Origin of the sequence: Novosphingobium sp. MBES04 (genome assembly GCF_000813185.1) — a bacterium.
Classification (GTDB): domain Bacteria; phylum Pseudomonadota; class Alphaproteobacteria; order Sphingomonadales; family Sphingomonadaceae; genus Novosphingobium; species Novosphingobium decolorationis.
Window position 1 is genome coordinate 1,450,250 of sequence record NZ_DF850488.1, and the last position, 15,704, is coordinate 1,465,953.

Annotated in this window: 14 protein-coding genes; 7 read left to right on the forward strand and 7 right to left on the reverse strand. The window is 67.4% G+C overall.

All coding sequences use genetic code 11. The annotated features are described in order from the left end of the window. Positions 1–142 precede the first annotated feature (142 nt). From MBENS4_RS06310 to MBENS4_RS06325, 4 genes are all read right to left on the reverse strand, one after another. Positions 143–1,642 carry a CoA-acylating methylmalonate-semialdehyde dehydrogenase gene (locus MBENS4_RS06310; RefSeq protein ID WP_039389500.1) on the reverse strand — a complete coding sequence of 500 codons (1,500 nt, stop codon included), beginning with the start codon at positions 1,640–1,642 and terminating at the stop codon, positions 143–145. 29 nt (positions 1,643–1,671) lie between these two features. Next, positions 1,672–2,448 carry an SDR family NAD(P)-dependent oxidoreductase gene (locus tag MBENS4_RS06315; protein WP_039389501.1) on the reverse strand — a complete coding sequence of 259 codons (777 nt, stop codon included), beginning with the start codon at positions 2,446–2,448 and terminating at the stop codon, positions 1,672–1,674. 1 nt (position 2,449) lies between these two features. Further along, a complete protein-coding gene (locus MBENS4_RS06320) occupies positions 2,450–3,862 on the reverse strand; it encodes an aromatic ring-hydroxylating oxygenase subunit alpha (protein ID WP_052322047.1) in 1,413 nt (470 codons plus the stop codon). Positions 3,863–3,957: 95 nt separating this feature from the next. After that, a complete protein-coding gene (locus MBENS4_RS06325; RefSeq protein ID WP_052322048.1) occupies positions 3,958–5,559 on the reverse strand; it encodes an AMP-binding protein in 1,602 nt (533 codons plus the stop codon). A 169-nt stretch (positions 5,560–5,728) separates the two neighbouring features. Here MBENS4_RS06325 and MBENS4_RS06330 point away from each other — a divergent pair, with 169 nt between their 5' ends. Further along, positions 5,729–6,475: an SDR family NAD(P)-dependent oxidoreductase gene (locus tag MBENS4_RS06330; protein WP_039389502.1), complete on the forward strand. Its 747-nt coding sequence runs from the start codon at positions 5,729–5,731 to the stop codon at positions 6,473–6,475. 97 nt (positions 6,476–6,572) lie between these two features. Beyond that, positions 6,573–7,418 carry a TauD/TfdA dioxygenase family protein gene (locus MBENS4_RS06335; protein WP_039389503.1) on the forward strand — a complete coding sequence of 282 codons (846 nt, stop codon included), beginning with the start codon at positions 6,573–6,575 and terminating at the stop codon, positions 7,416–7,418. A 186-nt stretch (positions 7,419–7,604) separates the two neighbouring features. Here MBENS4_RS06335 and MBENS4_RS06340 read toward each other — a convergent pair whose 3' ends face one another. Then, on the reverse strand, positions 7,605–8,960 hold the full coding sequence (locus MBENS4_RS06340; protein WP_039389504.1) for an aromatic ring-hydroxylating oxygenase subunit alpha: 1,356 nt from the start codon (positions 8,958–8,960) through the stop codon (positions 7,605–7,607). Between the two features lie 134 nt (positions 8,961–9,094). Here MBENS4_RS06340 and MBENS4_RS06345 point away from each other — a divergent pair, with 134 nt between their 5' ends. Then, positions 9,095–10,015: an SDR family NAD(P)-dependent oxidoreductase gene (locus MBENS4_RS06345; protein ID WP_039389505.1), complete on the forward strand. Its 921-nt coding sequence runs from the start codon at positions 9,095–9,097 to the stop codon at positions 10,013–10,015. Positions 10,016–10,025: 10 nt separating this feature from the next. Continuing rightward, positions 10,026–11,249 (forward strand): MFS transporter, encoded by a 1,224-nt coding sequence (locus MBENS4_RS06350; RefSeq protein ID WP_039389507.1) that lies wholly within the window; start codon positions 10,026–10,028, stop codon positions 11,247–11,249. Between the two features lie 111 nt (positions 11,250–11,360). Here MBENS4_RS06350 and MBENS4_RS06355 read toward each other — a convergent pair whose 3' ends face one another. Together MBENS4_RS06355 and MBENS4_RS06360 are read right to left on the reverse strand one after the other, a co-directional pair. Next, positions 11,361–12,272 carry an acyl-CoA dehydrogenase family protein gene (locus MBENS4_RS06355; RefSeq protein ID WP_039389510.1) on the reverse strand — a complete coding sequence of 304 codons (912 nt, stop codon included), beginning with the start codon at positions 12,270–12,272 and terminating at the stop codon, positions 11,361–11,363. Beyond that, a complete protein-coding gene (locus MBENS4_RS06360; protein ID WP_039389513.1) occupies positions 12,272–13,417 on the reverse strand; it encodes an acyl-CoA dehydrogenase family protein in 1,146 nt (381 codons plus the stop codon). Before MBENS4_RS06360 ends, MBENS4_RS06355 begins: the two co-directional genes overlap by 1 nt. A gap of 104 nt (positions 13,418–13,521) precedes the next feature. Here MBENS4_RS06360 and MBENS4_RS06365 point away from each other — a divergent pair, with 104 nt between their 5' ends. Genes MBENS4_RS06365 through MBENS4_RS06370 form a run of 3 tightly spaced genes read left to right on the forward strand, consistent with a single transcriptional unit; the run spans position 13,522 to position 15,678 of the window. Further along, positions 13,522–14,706 (forward strand): acyl-CoA dehydrogenase family protein, encoded by a 1,185-nt coding sequence (locus MBENS4_RS06365; protein WP_039389514.1) that lies wholly within the window; start codon positions 13,522–13,524, stop codon positions 14,704–14,706. Further along, positions 14,703–15,050 (forward strand): acyl-CoA dehydrogenase family protein, encoded by a 348-nt coding sequence (locus MBENS4_RS26500; protein WP_242404804.1) that lies wholly within the window; start codon positions 14,703–14,705, stop codon positions 15,048–15,050. Before MBENS4_RS06365 ends, MBENS4_RS26500 begins: the two co-directional genes overlap by 4 nt. After that, positions 14,998–15,678 (forward strand): acyl-CoA dehydrogenase family protein, encoded by a 681-nt coding sequence (locus MBENS4_RS06370; RefSeq protein WP_242404805.1) that lies wholly within the window; start codon positions 14,998–15,000, stop codon positions 15,676–15,678. Before MBENS4_RS26500 ends, MBENS4_RS06370 begins: the two co-directional genes overlap by 53 nt. The last annotated feature ends 26 nt before the right edge of the window (positions 15,679–15,704 follow it).

The window sequence follows — 15,704 nt, forward strand, 5'->3', positions numbered from 1 at the left end:
AGGGGTTATTACCCCTTGACCCCATAACCGTCCTGCTCACCTCTCTCGGCTACGAGTGCGCGAGAGCCTTGAGGTCGACATTATGGGGAGCCCGAGGGCAATGGCCCTCGGACCTGTTCCTTTTTTCTTCAGTTCTTGCCAATTACAGCGTCGGGATCAGGAAGGCATTGGAGCCATCGCCTCCGCCATCAGGCCAGCGCTGGGTGACGGTCTTCACCTTGGTCCAGAAGCGCATGCCTTCCATGCCGTACTGGTTGGTGTCGCCAAAGGCGCTGCGTTTCCAGCCACCGAAGCTGTGGTAGCTGACCGGCACCGGGATCGGCACGTTCACGCCCACCATGCCGACGTTGACGCGCGCGGCGAACTCACGCGCGGCGTGGCCGTTGCGCGTGAAGATGGCGACGCCATTGCCGTACTGGTGCTTGCTGGGCAGGGCAACGGCTTCCTCGAAATCGGCCGCGCGCACGATCTGAAGGACCGGGCCGAAGATTTCCTCGTGGTAGCTCTTCATGCCCGTCGTCACCCGGTCGAGCAGCGTGGGGCCCAGGAAGAAGCCCTTTTCGTGCCCCTGAAGGGTGAAGTCGCGCCCGTCGATGACCAGTTCGGAGCCTTCGTCGACGGCGGTCCCGATCCACTGGACGATGCGCGCCTTGTGCTCGGGCGTGACGACTGGGCCATAGTGCGCGTCGGGATCGTGCGAGACGCCCACGCGCAGCGCGTTGATCGCGGGGATCAGCTTTTCGCGCAGGCGCTCGGCCGTATCCTCGCCCACCGGCACCACCACGGGAAGCGCCATGCAACGCTCACCTGCGGAGCCGAAGGCCGCACCGCACAAGTCGTTCACCACCTGATCGAGATCAGCATCGGGCATGACGATGCCGTGGTTCTTGGCCCCGCCCATCGCCTGGACGCGCTTGCCCGCCGCGACACCGCGCGAATAGACGTACTGGGCGATGTCGGACGAGCCTACGAAGCTGACCGCCGCGATGCCGGGATGATCGAGAATGGCATCGACCATCTCCTTGTCACCGTGGACAACCTGGAGCAGGCCCTCGGGCGCGCCCGCCTCGACGAAGAGCTCGGCCAGGCGCACCGGCACGCTGGGATCGCGTTCGCTGGGCTTCAGGATGAAGGCGTTGCCACACGCGATCGCCATGCCGAACATCCACATCGGGATCATCGCGGGGAAGTTGAACGGGGTGATGCCTGCGCCCACGCCAAGCGGCTGGCGCATCGAGTAGACATCGATCCCGCTGCCCGCGCCGACCGTGTATTCGCCTTTCTGGGCATGGGGAATGCCACAGGCGAACTCGATCACCTCGAGCCCGCGCTGGATGTCGCCCTTGGCATCGTCGACGACCTTGCCGTGCTCGCTCGCCAGGAGTTCGGCAAGTGCCTGCATGTTCTCTTCCAGGAGCTGCTTGAAGCGGAACATGACGCGTGCACGGCGCTGCGGGTTGGTGGCCGCCCATTCGATCTGGACCCGGCTTGCGGTTTCCACCGCGCGGTCGAGCAGAGCCGCATCGCCCAGCGGAACTTCCGCCTGCACTTCCCCGGTGGAGGGATTCCAGACCTGGTGGACACGGGCGCCAGAGCCGGTGCCCGAACTTTCGCCGCAGATGAAGTGATCGATGGTGCGCATATCCGTTCCCGTTTCTCGCGTTTCGTGTTCTAGCTCTCGACCCAGTCGCTGGTCAGCGCGCGGGGTGAGAGGTACTTGGTCCGCGTCCACCCGCCATCGACCACGATCGACTGGCCGTTGATCATCTCGCCCCCCGGTGAGCACAGGAACGCAATGACGTTCGCCAGATCCTCGGCCTCGGCAAGGCGGGGATAGGGTGTGGTCTCCACGTTCACCCGCTTGAACGTCTCATCCTCGAAACGGTGCCGGACCATGTCGGTCATGGTAACGCCGGGCGCGACGCAATTGCTGCGAATGCCGTGCGGCCCGTATTCGACCGCCATGTGCTCGGTCAGCGAGCGAAGCCCGCCCTTGGCCGCCGAATAGGGCCCGCCGCGCTTGCCGCCGATCATCGCGAAGGTGCTGGTGACGTTCACCACGCAGCCGCCCTCGCCCATGTGCGCGATGGCCTCGCGGCAAAGGCGAAAGGGCGCGCGCAGCATGACGTCGAGGAAGAGATCAAGCGTGGCATCGTCGGTCTCATGCAGCGGGGTCGGGCTGCCGAGCCCCGCATTGTTGACCAGCGTGTCGATGTGCCCGAAGCGCTCCAGCGCGAAGTCGACGATGGCGTGCGGAGCATCCGCATGGGTGATGTCGAGCGCCAGTGTGGCCAGGCGCTCCTCGGTGCCCAGAGCCTCGGCGAGCCCCGCCAGCTTGTCGGCGCTGCGCCCGATGCCGACGATGGCATCGCCCGCCGCATGCAGGGCCTTGGCCGTAGCAAGACCAATGCCGCTGCCTGCCCCCGTGATGATGCTGGTGCGCGCCATCTCAGAAACCCAGATCTTCGATCTGGCCATCGAAATTGTGCTGCAGCTTGCGCGTCGCCGCGCTCAGCCGCTCGCCATCGATGCCCTTCAAGTGCCCGTCGATCACGCGGTTGTAGTTGCTGATAAGACCCTCCACACCGCGCCCGAGCCGCATGTAGTCAAAGCCTTGCGCGTGAAGGCCCTGCTGCTGGATCGGGATATTGCCATAGTCCTGGCGCGGGATCGGCGGGAACTCCTCGCTGTCGTAGGGCAGCAGGGTCGGCTCGGTGACTCTCTGGTGGTTGTCCTCGGGCGCGAAATGGGTGAGCGACCACAGCTCGAACAGGCACTCCTCGGGGCCGAGCGGACGGATGCGGTAGGCCGACGCGCTGCTCATCGTGGGCAGCAGGAAATAGTGCGGAAAGAGGAACTCCACCGCCTGAACCGGGTGGGTCTGGGCCAGCGTGTTGAGGTCGGGAATGTCCTCGCCGCGCGCGCGCAGCTGCTCGACCACCTGGTGCTGGACGATGCCGTACCACATCGGGATGGCCTGGGCCGGGTCCTCGGGCAGTTCGACATCGAGGAGGTGGCTGGCGATCTCCACTTCCTTGGCGTGGACCATGCCCGCCATGCCCTCGTTCAGGAGCTTCATGTGCTCGAACTGGGCCTGGACGTTCTCGCGCACGGTGAGGCCGGGGTTGATCGGCAGGCCGATGCCCCCTGTGTCCATGCCGTACATCGTGTTGTAGAGCTGGGGCAGCTTGTGCTGGAGCTGCGGGTGCGTCTTCATCACGTGGTAGCCTTCCATGAAGGCCTCCATCGCGATCTTCCAGTTCGCCGGCAGCTTCGTGGCGTACCACCACTCGGCCTTGAGATCGTCGAACCCGCGCATTTCCAGCGCTTCGAGCACGGGGCCCAGACTTTCGCGCAGCGACGGGGCCGCGTCGTCGAAGTTAACGAAGGCGCAGCCGATTGCGGTTTCCACGCGGCAGGGACGCAGCGCCAGGTCGGCCGCGTCAAGCTGCTCGTCGGAGAAGAAGTGCTTGCCGTAGACGAAGGTGTTGTCGCCCTCCATGTTCCAGCGCCAGCCGTGGAAGGGGCAGATGAAGCCCGCACTCTTGCAGTTGCCCTGCCCGCCCGGCTCGGCGATGGGCACGCCGCGGTGGCGACAGGCGTTGTGGTAGGCCTTGACGCCCTCGCTCCCCTCTCCGGTGCGCACGACGATCACCGATTGGCCCAGATTGCTGTACTCGATCCAGTCGCCCACGTTGGGGATCAGTTCGAGGCGCGTCGCCATCTGCCAGACATGGGGCCAGAGCCGCTCGGTTTCCGCGCGGTAGAAGGTCTCGTCGTAGTAGCGCGCCGCCGGGATACGTTCCGGGTTGGTGACGAGATGGGGCACATCGAAGCGGGCGGCAGGGTCGGCCTCGGCCATGGCGAAGGATCCTCTCTCGAACATGTTTGCAGCGATGCTTAACGCCCGCCCCTCCGATCACGAAGGCGCCCGCCCCAGCCACCGCTCGGGCGATGTCAGACGGCCATTTCGGCCAGTTCGGCGCGCAGGACGTGCTTCAGGACCTTGCCCGCCTCGTTGCGCGGCAGGGCCTCGCGCAGGACCACCTGCTCGGGATACTTGAAGCGGGTGACGCCAGCCGCCGACAGGTAGTCCGCCAGCATCGGCACGTCGGGAATGGCGCCGTCGCTCGGCACGATGACCGCGCAGGCGCGCTCGCCTGTGCGCGGGTCGGGCAGGCCGACAATGGCGATGTCGGCAATCGCGGGGTGGCCGGAGAGCAGATCCTCGATCTCCTTGGGCGCGATGTTCTCCCCGTTGCGGATGATGAGGTCCTTGATCCGTCCGGTGACGGTGAGAAAGCCACCTGCATCAAGCGCGCCCTGATCGCCGCTGCGGTAGAAGCCTGCGGCATCGAACGCGCCCTCCTCGTCTTCCTGCCGGATATAGCCCGCCAGCATCTGGGGGCCGCGCGCGCGGATCTCGCCGTCGGGAGCCAGGATGACCTGCGCTATTCCCGCCTTGCCGTCGGTCTGCGCGGCCTCGGGCATGCCCTTTTCATCCAGAGATCCGACCGTCGTGACCGGCACCTCGGTGCTGCCGTAGACCCGGCTGACGCGGGCGTTCGTGAACCAGGCGTTCGCCTCCTCGATCAGCGCGGGCGGCACCGACGCTCCTCCGCAGATAAAGACCTTGAGCGCGTCCAGATGGTCTCCCTGCGCCTGCGCCGCACGCAGGATCTGTTCGAGGAACGGGGTCGCGCCCGCCATGTGGGTGATCCTTTCCTCCTGCATCCGGCGCAGCGCCTCCTGCGCGTTCCACTGGTCGAGCAGCACGGCCACGCTGCCCAGCAGCACCGGCCCCTCGAAGGCGTAGATCGAACCGCCGATATGGCTGATCGGCGAGGCAACGAGAAAGCGATCCCCCGGCGCAACGTGCCAGTAGGCGCCGATCTGGTGCAGCAGCGCCCCCAATGAATTGTGGGTGTGGAGCACGCCCTTGGGCCGCCCGGTCGTGCCCGAGGTGTACATCACCATGCGCACCGCGTCGGGATCGGGATGACGGATGGTACGGGGCGCGCTCGCCTCCAGGATCGCCGCATAGTCCTGCGTTCCCGCGACCGGGCCTGTGCCGCGCACGACGACGATCTCGGGGCCGTGCTCCATCTCCGCGGCAATGGCGGTCAGCATCGCGGCGTAGTCGAAACGGCGGAAAGTCTCGGGCACGAAGACCACGCGGCTCTTGCAGTCGCGCAGGATGAAGGTGGTGTCGCGCGTGCGCAACGAGGGCAGGATCGGGTTCGCGACGAGGCCGGCGTAAGTCGCGGCAAGGTAGATCGTCGCGGCCTCGTGCCAGTTGGGCAGCATGAAGGAGACGACACCGCCCGGCGCGACACGCTCGCCCAGCCAGGTGCCCAGACGCAGCGCGCGTTCGTGCAGTTCGCCCACGCTCAGCCGCACCTCGCCTTCCACCAGCATCAGCCGGTCCGGCTCGGCGGCGGCAAGGCGCGGCACGAGATCGGCAAGCGTCTCGTCGCGCCACCATCCCTCGCGGCGCGCGGCCTGCGCGCGCTCCTCGTCCCAGCGCAGGCTCCAGCCTTCGATCTCGCGGCGCGTCATTTCACCCCACCTCCTTGTTGCGCGCAGTCAAGGCAGGCGCGCACGCGAAGGCAACCGGCAAGGCACAGGGCGATGTCACTCATCGCGCGGGTGATACCGCAAGGCGATGCGCAGGCCTCGCGCGCGCTTCGCGCTATGTCCCGGCCAAAAGCAGACCCGGAGGAAGAGAATGCAGCTTGAAGGCAAGGTCGCCGTCGTCACCGGCGCGGGCTCGGGAATTGGCCGCGCGATCGCCCAGCGCTTTGCCCGCGAGGGCGCACAGGTGGGCGCCTGGGACCTCAACGGCGAGGGCGTGGCCCAGACGGTCGAGGCGATCACGCAGGCGGGCGGCACGGCGATCGCCTGCACCGCCAACTGCGCCGATGCGACCGAGATCGCCGCGGCCGCCAAGGCCACGCGCGACGCCTTCGGGAAGATCCAGATCCTGGTCAACAACGCCGGGATCGCCCCCTTCGTGCCCTACGCCCAGATCACCGACGCGCAGTGGGACCAGATCATGGACATCAACCTCAAGGGCCCGCACCTGTGCATCCGCGAGATGCTGCCCGCGATGCTGGAGGCGGGCTGGGGACGCGTGGTCAACATCACCTCCTCCTCGGTGCAGAGCGGCTCCTTCGCACAGGTCCACTACGTCACCTCCAAGGGCGGTGTGCTCGGCATGACCAAGGCCCTCGCGCTGGAATTTGCCGCGAGCGGCGTCACCTTCAACATGGTACCGCCCGGCTTCGTCGATACGCCCGCGCTGCGCGCCGCCCCGGTCGACATCGACACCTTTTCGCAGACCCTGCCGATGAAGCGCGTGGGCCAGCCTGACGAGATCGCGGCGGCCTGCGTGTTCCTGGCCAGCGAGGGCGCGAGCTACGTGACCGGCCAGACGATCAGCGTGAACGGCGGGCGCTACATGGGCTCGGCCTGACACGCACCCCGGCCCTGCCACCCGATATCGCCGGGGCGTGCTTCATCCACGCGCCCCGGCGAACTATATTCAGCCCCAGAACAAGGGAGGATTTGCCATGGCCGTCGAGACCCAGACGACGCTCACGCACGAGACCATCAAGGACAAGATCGGCGCCTACGTCCTGAATTCCAAGGAAGAACTTCTTTCCGGGTCGCTCGGTGATGCGCTGCGCGAGCTTCTGGAAGAGCGCGGCGTGCTCGTCTTCCCGAAGATCGGCTTCACCAACGAAGAGCAGATCGCCTTCACCAAGACGCTGGGCACCTACGCGCCTGAACGCAAGGGCGATGAGGAAGAGGTCACCAAGATCAGCATCGACCCTGCCATCGCCGGGCCGACCGCGGAGTATCTCAAGGGCTCGCTCTACTGGCACATCGACGGGACCATGCAGGAGGTGCCGATCCTCGCCTCCATCCTTTCGTGCAAGAAGCCCTCGCCCAAGGGCACGGGCAACACCGGCTTTTCCAACACCTACGCCGCCTACGATGCGCTCCCCCAAGAGGAGAAGGACCGGATCGAAGGTCTCAAGGTGCGCCACGGTGCCTGGGCGACGCTGTTCTTCTACAACCCCGAACCGCCCGTCGCGATGCTCAAGGGCATGCAGGCAATCGGCGACAACACCCTGCCGCTGGTCTGGACGCACAAGTCGGGCCGCAAATCGCTGGTGATCGGCAACACCGCGCACACCGTGGTCGACATGGACGTGATGGAAGGGCGCCTGCTGCTCAACGAACTGCGCGAATGGGCCACCCGCGAGGAATTCACCTACAGCCACGAATGGTCCGAGGGCGACCTCGTCATCTGGGACAACACCGGGACCATGCACCGCGCCGAGTGGTACGATGTGACCAGCGGCCGCCTGATGGTGCGCACCAAGCTGGAGGGCGAGGAGCCCTTCGCCTGAGGCAGGGCAGACAGTAAAAGAGTTCCGAGGGCCATCGCCCTCGGGCTCCCCGAACTGGAGACCTCACCTTGCGCGCGCCAACCTGGCTGAGAAAGGTGAGGTCGACAGTTTGGGGGTCAAGGGGCGATGGCCCCTTGGAAAGATTACTTCTTTTACTCGGCATCCCCGCGCAGCCAACGGCTCCGCTCAGTCCTGCGCTTCGGGCATCCCCGCCTGCATGTACCGGGCGAGGTTCGTGTGCAGGCTGGCCACCGCGCGCTCCATGTAGGGATTGGGTTGGGCACCGCGGAACCCCGCACTCTTCATGCCCTGCTGGACGGCGGCCATGTTGCCGAAATCCTGTTGCAGCACCGGCGGCCATTCGTGGGGCTCGGTGTAGGTCCACGCTGTCTCGGGCGCCTCCCCTTCCGGGTAGAGTTCATAGACCGCCGCCTCGAAGATGCATCTGTCCGGGTCGCTTCCATAGGGGCGCGCGGCGTAGCACAGCATGTTGTTCACCGCCTGCCCGATCTGGAAGTTGGGAAAGACCTGCCAGGCCGTCCCCGCCTTTGCCGTGTGCGCGGGGGCGACCACCGGCCAGTCGACCCCGCGCGCGGCATCGTCCCGGCGCGAGGCCGCGATCCAGTGGGCGGAAACCTGTGCCGGCGGCGTTCCTTCGGGCAGCTCCTGCGCCAGCCGTTCGGCCGCGCGCACCATCGTCATGGTCGTGTTGGTATTCGCATTCTCCCAGGTGAAGCGCTGCATCTCGGCGGTCGAGAGCCGGGCATCGCCGGTCCCCACGCGCAATTTGCCCGCGTCCTCCTCCCTATCCTTCGCCGCCTCATAGCCAATGTGCGAATGGAGCCCCTCCTGGCGCGCCCAGCCCCGGAACTGGCCGAAGGCGTTGAACTCGGGGTGGGTCGTGGCGACATGGTAGGTCTCGCAGAAGGCCTCCATCGCCACCTTCCAGTTGCACTCGAACACGATCCACTTGCGCCAGCGCGCGCGCATGTCCTGCAGGCGATAGGGATCGAGCATCTCCGGGAGCACGCCAAGGTAGGCTTCCAGACTCTCGCCCTCGGGATCGAGGCTGATCCAGATCCAGCCGCCCCAGGTGTCCACGCGCACCGGCGTCAGATCGGCGCGCCCGTTGCACAAGGCCCCCTGCCAGTCGTCCTCCTGCGGCACGTGGGTGTTCGCACCATCAAGGCCAAAGCTCCAGCCGTGGTAGCCGCAGATGAACCCGCGCGCCTGCCCTTGCGCATTGCGCGCGCCCGGCGGCGTGTCGACCAGCCGCCGCCCGCGATGGGGGCAGACGTTGTGGTGCGCCCTCAGGCTGTCAGGACCCGTGCGCACGATAACCACCGAATCCGGGCCGATGTCATAGGTGATGAAATCACCGGTCGCGGCCAGGTCCTCGACCCGACCCGCCTGGAGCCAGACCTTGCGCCACAAGCGATCCTGCTCGGCGCGGGCATACTCGGGCGAGACATAGGCCTTGGCGGGGACAAGGACCGACTTTGCAAGGTCGGCTGCGGGCGCGATCTGGGGTTCGTGTGCCATGGCCGGATTCTTGCGCCCGACCTCCAGCCACCCACAAGGTTGCCTCCCTTTCATCGCCCCGGCGAAAGCTCGTGAGCCGCGTTGCGCCACACCGCGAGCGGAGCCTAGCCAAGGCGGGTCAGAAGGAGAGGACGATGGACGAATTGCGCTTCGATGGCCGCGTGGCCGTGATCAGCGGCGCCGGGCGGGGCCTGGGACGGGCCTATGCGCTCCTGCTCGCCAACAGGGGCGCGAAAGTCGTCGTCAACGACAACGGCAGCGCGATCCTGGGCGAAGGGGAGGACGAAGGCCCGGCGCAGCAGGTCGTGCGCGAGATCGAAGCGGCGGGCGGCGAGGCGCTCGCCTCTGTCGACAGCGTCGCCACCTGCGAAGGGGCGAGCGCCATCGTCCAGAGCGCGCTCAACGCCTTCGGGCGCGTCGACATCCTCATCCACAACGCGGGCAACGTGCGCTACGGCGCGCTCGACGAGATCGCGGTCGAGGACTTCCACTCGGTGCTCGACGTGCATCTGATCGGCGCGTTCTACCTCGTGCGCGCGGCCTTCCCGCACATGAAGGCGCAGAACTACGGACGCGTCGTCCTTACCTCCTCCATCGGCGGCTTCTATGGCAACCAGGCCTGCGTGAACTACGCGGTCTCCAAGTCGGGCATGATCGGCCTCTCCAACGTGATCGCGCTGGAGGGCGAAGAGCACGGTATCCGCAGCAATCTCATCCTGCCCGGCGCCATGACGCGCATGGCCGACGGGCTCGACACCTCGCAGTATCCCCCCCTCGGCCCCGAACTCGTCGCGCCCATGGTGGGCTGGCTGGCGCACGAGGACTGCGCACTCTCGGGTGAAGCGCTGGTCGCGATCGGGGGGCGCATGGCCAAGATCGACATGCTCGAGACCCACGGCGTCTTCCAGCCGCACTGGACCATCGAGCAAGTCGCCGCGCGCATGGAGGAAATCGCCGATCCGGCGACGTACGCCGACCTCGGCCTCCATGGCTACCGCGCGCACCTGGGGCAGAGTTTCGAGATGGCCAGGAACGGCCGCCTTCCCGCCGAATAGGAAGCGGAAGGTGCACCCTGTGACCGCCCGCGCGGAGTGGAAGGCGCACTGGGGCGTGCCGCTGGCCGGCGCCCTTGGCTACGCCACCAGCGTCATTCATATCTATGGCCTTGGCGTCTATATCGAGCCGATCAGCGAGAGCTTCGGCTGGTCGCGCGCAACCACCACTTTCGGCATGACCATCGCCACGCTGATCCAGGCCGTGTTCGGGGTGCCCATCGGGATGCTCGTCGACAAGATCGGCCCGCGTATCCTGGCCGTCATCGGCATTCCGCTCACCTGCGCGGCTTTTGCCCTGCTCGGGACCGCAAGCGGCAGTGCGTGGCAATGGTACGCGCTGTGGACCCTCATGGCGCTGGCCACGCTGCCGGTGCAGGCGACGGTCTGGACGGCCGCGGTCGCCAGCCGCTTTGCCCGTTCGCGCGGCCTTGCCTTCGCGATCACCTTATGCGGAGCCTCGGTTGCCGCCGCGCTGTTCCCCTGGCTCGGCGCGCGCCTCATCGCCGCCTATGGCTGGCAAAGCGCGATGGCCTGGCAAGGCCTCGCCTGGATGGCGCTGGCCTGGCCGGTGATCCTCGTCCTGTTCCGCACAGGACGCACGCCGCCCCCGGCAAAGGACGATGCGCCCGTCCTCCCCACGCCCGCCCCCGAAGGCGTGAGCTTCTTCGAAGGCCTGCGCTCACCTGTCTACCTGCGCCTCCTCGTCGCGAGCCTGCTGTTCACCTTCACCGTGCTGGCCCTCGTCGTCCATTTCGTGCCCATCCTCACCGACGCGGGACTTCCTCCCGCCCGAGCCGCCGCGCTGGCCTCGCTCATCGGGCTTTTCTCCATCGCCGGACGGCTGGGCACGGGCCTCCTCCTCGACCGCTTTCCTGCGGCTTACGTGGGCGCCGTCATCTTCCTCCTTCCCGTGGCGAGCGGGCTCATCCTGCTGGGCGCGGGCGCGCAAGGCGCGGTTCCCGTCGCCGTGCTGATCGGACTGACACTGGGCGCCGAGGTCGACGTGATCGTCTACCTCGCGACGCGCCACTTCGGCCTCAAGGCCTTCGGTGCGCTTTACGGAGGGCTGCTCGTCGCTCTCTCCGTCGGCACGGCACTCGGGCCGCTTGCGGCCTCGGCGGTCTACGACCGGACCGGGGGATACGACATGTTTTTGCTCACGACCCTCGTCCTCATGGTTGCAGCCAGCCTCGCGCTGTTCAGCCTGCCCCGGCCCGCGTTCGGGCATGAGTAAGAAGTCCAATTTCAAGGGGCCATCGCCCCTTGACCCCGGAATGGGCGACTTCACCTCTCTCAGCTAAGGCAGCCTGCGCAAGGTGAGGTCGACGGGTTCGGGGAGCCGCCCTCACCCCCAGAGCGCATCCGCTGCCGCCGCCGCGCTTGCTCCGCGCCCGCCCAGTTCCCCGATCAGGGCCTTCAGACGGTAGGTCCAGAAGTGCAGCGGATGTTCGAGCGTCATCCCCATGGCGCCAAGGAACTGGTGAAAGTCGTAGACCGTCGAAGTCGCCGATTCCTGCGCGTGCCAGGCCGCGAGCGCGGCATCCGCCGGATCACGCGTGGCCGCCGCCTTCATCGCCATCCAGTAGACGCCGCTGGTGCGCACCTGCGCTTCGGCGAGGCGATGGCGCAAGGCCTGGAAGGTCGCGAGCTTGCGGCCGAACTGCGTGCGCTCGGAGAGATGCGCGCACACGCTGGCAAGCGCGGCGGCCATCAATCCGGCCGCCTCGGCCGCCAGCGCCGCGCGGGCACGTGTGCGCGCCTCGCTCGGCGTGATCGGCAGCGCCGTGCGGTCCTCGGGAATCTCCAGCAGGCTCGCCATGGGATAGGCGAAGAGACTGTCAGGCTCAGGCTGCAACTGGCCTTCCCCTGCGGTGAAACAGGAAACACCCTGCTCCTCCACCACGATCACGCAGGCCCCCGGCTCCAGAAAGCGCACGAGCCGGGGCGTGCGTGTCCCTTCGACCAGACAGACCGGCCCGGACACCCCCTCCAGCAATGGCGCAAAGAAGGCGCGCGTTGCCGCTTCCACGGCGAAAGGCAGACGGGCGAGGCGTTCCACCACCACGCCCGCCGTCGCGGTGCCCAAGTCCGGGTCGCAGGCCACATCGAGAAAGCCGCTTTCGGCCAGCGCCCGCGCAAAGTCCGGGCTGGCCGGCACCAACGGCGCTTCGTGCATCGGCGCCTCCTCGAAGGGGCGGGCCAGAGCATCGAGCGCGTCGCGGATGGCGCGCTGGTCCTCGTTGAGGGCAACCTGCATCAGCGCGCCTCCCGTGGCAGGCCCAGCACGTCGCTGGCGATGATGTTGAGCTGGATCTCGGCGGCGCCCGCCGCGATCCCCGCGACGATGCCGCGCTGGTGGTGCATCTTGAGATAGGGGTGCGCGTCGGCCAGCGCCTCGGGCAGGTGCTCGACGATGAATTCGCACACCCGCCGCTCGCACATGACCGTGGCGTAGCGCGCCGAGGAACTTTCCTGCCCGATCGTCTCGCCTTCGGCGCGGCGGGTGACGATCGCATAGCTGGCGAGGCGGGCTGCCTCGCACAGCGCAGCCGCACCTGCCGCCTCGATCCGCACCGCCTCGCGCACGAAGTCACCCCGCTCCTGCAGGATCGACACGGCGCGGTCGAGCGCGCTTCGCGCCAGGGCATAACGTGGAATGCCCAGCCGCTCGTTGCGCAGCGAATAGGCGATGATTTCCCAGGCCTGCCCTTCCTCGCCCAGCCGGGCGCTGGCGGGCACGCGCATGTCGTCGAAGAAGACCTCGTGGATGTCCCCCTCCCCAATGATCGAGGGGATCTGGCGCACGGTGATGCCGGGCGTATCCATCGGCACGAGCAGGATGGTGATGCCCCGCTTTCGATCCTCGCTCGTCCGGCACAGGAGGAAGCAGGTGTCGGCAAGTCCGGCATAGCTGGTCCAGATCTTCTGCCCGTTGACCACGTAGTCACCGCCATCGGCCACCGCGCGCGTGCGCAGCGAGGCAAGGTCGGAGCCGGAACCCGGTTCGGAAAAACCCTGACACCACAGCGCCTTTCCCTGCGCAATCGGCGGAAGATAGCGCGCCTGCTGCTCGGGTGTCCCGTAGCGGATCAGCGTCGGGCCGATCCAGTTGACGTTCATGTACTGCCCGCCGCGCGGCTCGCCCGCGATCCACATTTCCTCGGCCAGGATCGTCTGGTGCCAGGGGTCCTGCCCCTGCCCGCCGATCTCGACCGGCCAGTGCGGGATGAGCAGGTCTTCCTCGGCCAGCTTGCCGCAGAAGGTCTGCGCATAACGGGTCAGGTCCGGCGAGGCCGGGCCATGCTGCGCAAAGCGCTCCCAGTCGTCCGGCAGGGTCGTGTCGAGAAGATCGCGCAGGCGCTCGCGGAAGGCCTGCTCGTCGGGCGTCCAGTCAAAGTCCATGCACAGGGGCCTACCCCGCCCCACCCCCGCGCGGTAGCATCGTGCGCCCGATATCGCGGCGGCGAGCTTGAAGGTCGCGCGCACAATGGGGCCTAGCTTGCTCCATGACGCAAGAAGACGACGCCCTGAGACGCGAAATCCGCGACTGGATCGCGCGCGAAGCGCCCCGGGACTGGCGCACGGCCTCCACGCACGAAGCCTTCGTCGCTTCGCAGCGTTCCTGGTTCGCCAAGCTGGTGGGCGCGGGTTACGCCGTGCCGCACTGGCCGAGGGAATGGCCCGGTGGCGGGCGGTCGCTGGCCGAACAGAAGATCATCTACGAAGAGCTGGCGCGCGCCGACACGCCGCGCCTCCTCCTCTCGTTCGTGTCGACCTACCACGCCTTTGCAACGCTGGCCGAATGCGCGAGCGCACAGCAGCGCAGCCACTACCTGCCGCGCATTCTCGAGGGCGAGACCTGGTGTCAGGGCTTTTCCGAGCCCGGCGCGGGGTCCGACCTGGCCGCGATCCGCAGCCGGGCCGAACGGCGCGGCGATGTCTATGTCGTCTCGGGCCAGAAGGTCTGGTCGACCATGGCCCAGTACGCCGACATGTGCCTGCTGCTGGTGCGCACCTCGGCCGACGGCCCCAAGCAGGCAGGGCTCACCTACCTCCTGATGGACATGCGCCTGCCGGGTGTCAGCGTGCGCCCGATCCACCAGATCCAGGGCGACGAGGAATTCGCCGAGATCTTCCTCGACGAGGTCGAAATCCCGGTCTCCCAGCGCGTGGGCGAGGAAGGCGCAGGCTGGGCCGTCGCGCAGGCGACACTCGCCTCCGAACGCGGGCTGACGCTGATGGAACTCTCGTACCGGATGCGCGGCGCGATGGTGCGGCTGAGCGAGGCTGTCCACGCCGCCGGGCGCACCTGCGATGCCGGTGTCCTGCGCAAGCTTGGCGCGCTCGCGACACGGGTCGATGCGGTCTGCGCGCTGGCCGACCGCTTCCTGCAGAAGCGCATGGACGAGGACGAACGCGTGGGCGATGCCTCCATCGTCAAGCTCGCCTATTCGCGCTGCCTGCGCGCCTGGACGGACCTTGGCGTCGAACTGGCGGACCTTGCCGGACAGTTGCACGCGCCGATCACCTTTGGCGATCTCAACAGCGGCAACTGGATGGCCGATTTCATGAACAGCTATGCCTGGACCATCGCGGGCGGGAGCGACGAAGTGCAGCGCAACATCATTGCCGAACGCATGCTGGGCATGCCCCGCGAACCGAAGAACTGGGTCACGGAGGCCAGGCCATGAGCGCCCTGCGCCGCGAACTGGAAGACAACGCCCGCAAGGTCTTTCCCGACTGGCAGGCCGCGCAGGACGCCGCAGGCTCCTGGACGCAGATGGCCGAGCTCGGCTGGTTCATGGCCGGTGTGCCCGAAGCGCTGGGCGGCCTTGGCCTCGAACGCCGCGACCTGGCCGTGATCTTCACCGAGATGGGCCGCGCACGCATGCCCGGGCCGGCCCTGGCCCAGTTCCTCGCGCTTGAGGCCCTGGTCCAGGCCCCCGGACTTCCCCGGTCGCGAGGAGCTGCTGGAAAACGCCATGGCGGGCGCGGCGATCACGACCTCACTCACCATCGCCGGAGATGGCCTTAGCGCCGTGCCCGATGCCGATACGGCGGACCGTATCCTTGTGCGCAGCGCCGACGAGGTGACCCTGGTCGACCTTGCAGGCGCAAAGATCACGCACTTTTCCACCTGGGATCGCTCGCGCCGCCTGTTCAGCGTCGAACTGGCGCCCGATGCCCCCCGCATCCTGCTGGCGGCGGGTGCCGAAGCCGCGGCCCTGACCGAACGGCTCGACGGCCTTCTGTGCCTTGCCCTTGCGGGCGATGCGCTGGGCGGAGCCGAAGCTGTCCTGGCCATGGCGATCGAGTACCTCGGCACGCGTCGCCAGTTCGACCGGCCGCTCGCGATGTTCCAGGCGCTCAAGCATCGCGCCGCCGACCTCAAGGTCGCACTGGAAACCGCAACCGCGCTTTATGAGGCCAGTAGCGAGGCCGCTCCCCTCGCGCTCGGCGCAATGAAAGCCCACTGCTGCGAGGTCTACAAGCAGGTCGCCGAAGAGGCGGTGCAGTTCCACGGCGGGATCGGCCTCACCGTCGAGTATCCGGTCCACCTGTTCCTGAAACGCGCGTTCCTGAACCGCGCGCTGGGTGGCAGCGCGGCGTTCTGGAACGAGAGCGCAGGCGATGCGGTGCTGGAACGGACGTCTGCGGGATAGTCAGGAAGGAATTCCGAACGGGCAAC

Excerpts from the sequence above, each read along its gene's own strand:
- MBENS4_RS06335 (WP_039389503.1), top strand. The coding sequence starts at position 6,573 with ATGGCCGTCGAGACCCAGACGACGCTCACGCACGAGACCATCAAGGAC.
- MBENS4_RS06365 (WP_039389514.1), top strand. The coding sequence starts at position 13,522 with ATGACGCAAGAAGACGACGCCCTGAGACGCGAAATCCGCGACTGGATC.
- MBENS4_RS06340 (WP_039389504.1), bottom strand. The coding sequence starts at position 8,960 with ATGGCACACGAACCCCAGATCGCGCCCGCAGCCGACCTTGCAAAGTCG.
- MBENS4_RS06355 (WP_039389510.1), bottom strand. The coding sequence starts at position 12,272 with ATGCAGGTTGCCCTCAACGAGGACCAGCGCGCCATCCGCGACGCGCTC.
- MBENS4_RS06325 (WP_052322048.1), bottom strand. The coding sequence starts at position 5,559 with ATGACGCGCCGCGAGATCGAAGGCTGGAGCCTGCGCTGGGACGAGGAG.
- MBENS4_RS06345 (WP_039389505.1), top strand. The coding sequence starts at position 9,095 with ATGGACGAATTGCGCTTCGATGGCCGCGTGGCCGTGATCAGCGGCGCC.
- MBENS4_RS06310 (WP_039389500.1), bottom strand. The coding sequence starts at position 1,642 with ATGCGCACCATCGATCACTTCATCTGCGGCGAAAGTTCGGGCACCGGC.
- MBENS4_RS06330 (WP_039389502.1), top strand. The coding sequence starts at position 5,729 with ATGCAGCTTGAAGGCAAGGTCGCCGTCGTCACCGGCGCGGGCTCGGGA.
- MBENS4_RS06370 (WP_242404805.1), top strand. The coding sequence starts at position 14,998 with ATGGCGGGCGCGGCGATCACGACCTCACTCACCATCGCCGGAGATGGC.
- MBENS4_RS06315 (WP_039389501.1), bottom strand. The coding sequence starts at position 2,448 with ATGGCGCGCACCAGCATCATCACGGGGGCAGGCAGCGGCATTGGTCTT.
- MBENS4_RS26500 (WP_242404804.1), top strand. The coding sequence starts at position 14,703 with ATGAGCGCCCTGCGCCGCGAACTGGAAGACAACGCCCGCAAGGTCTTT.
- MBENS4_RS06320 (WP_052322047.1), bottom strand. The coding sequence starts at position 3,862 with ATGGCCGAGGCCGACCCTGCCGCCCGCTTCGATGTGCCCCATCTCGTC.
- MBENS4_RS06360 (WP_039389513.1), bottom strand. The coding sequence starts at position 13,417 with ATGGACTTTGACTGGACGCCCGACGAGCAGGCCTTCCGCGAGCGCCTG.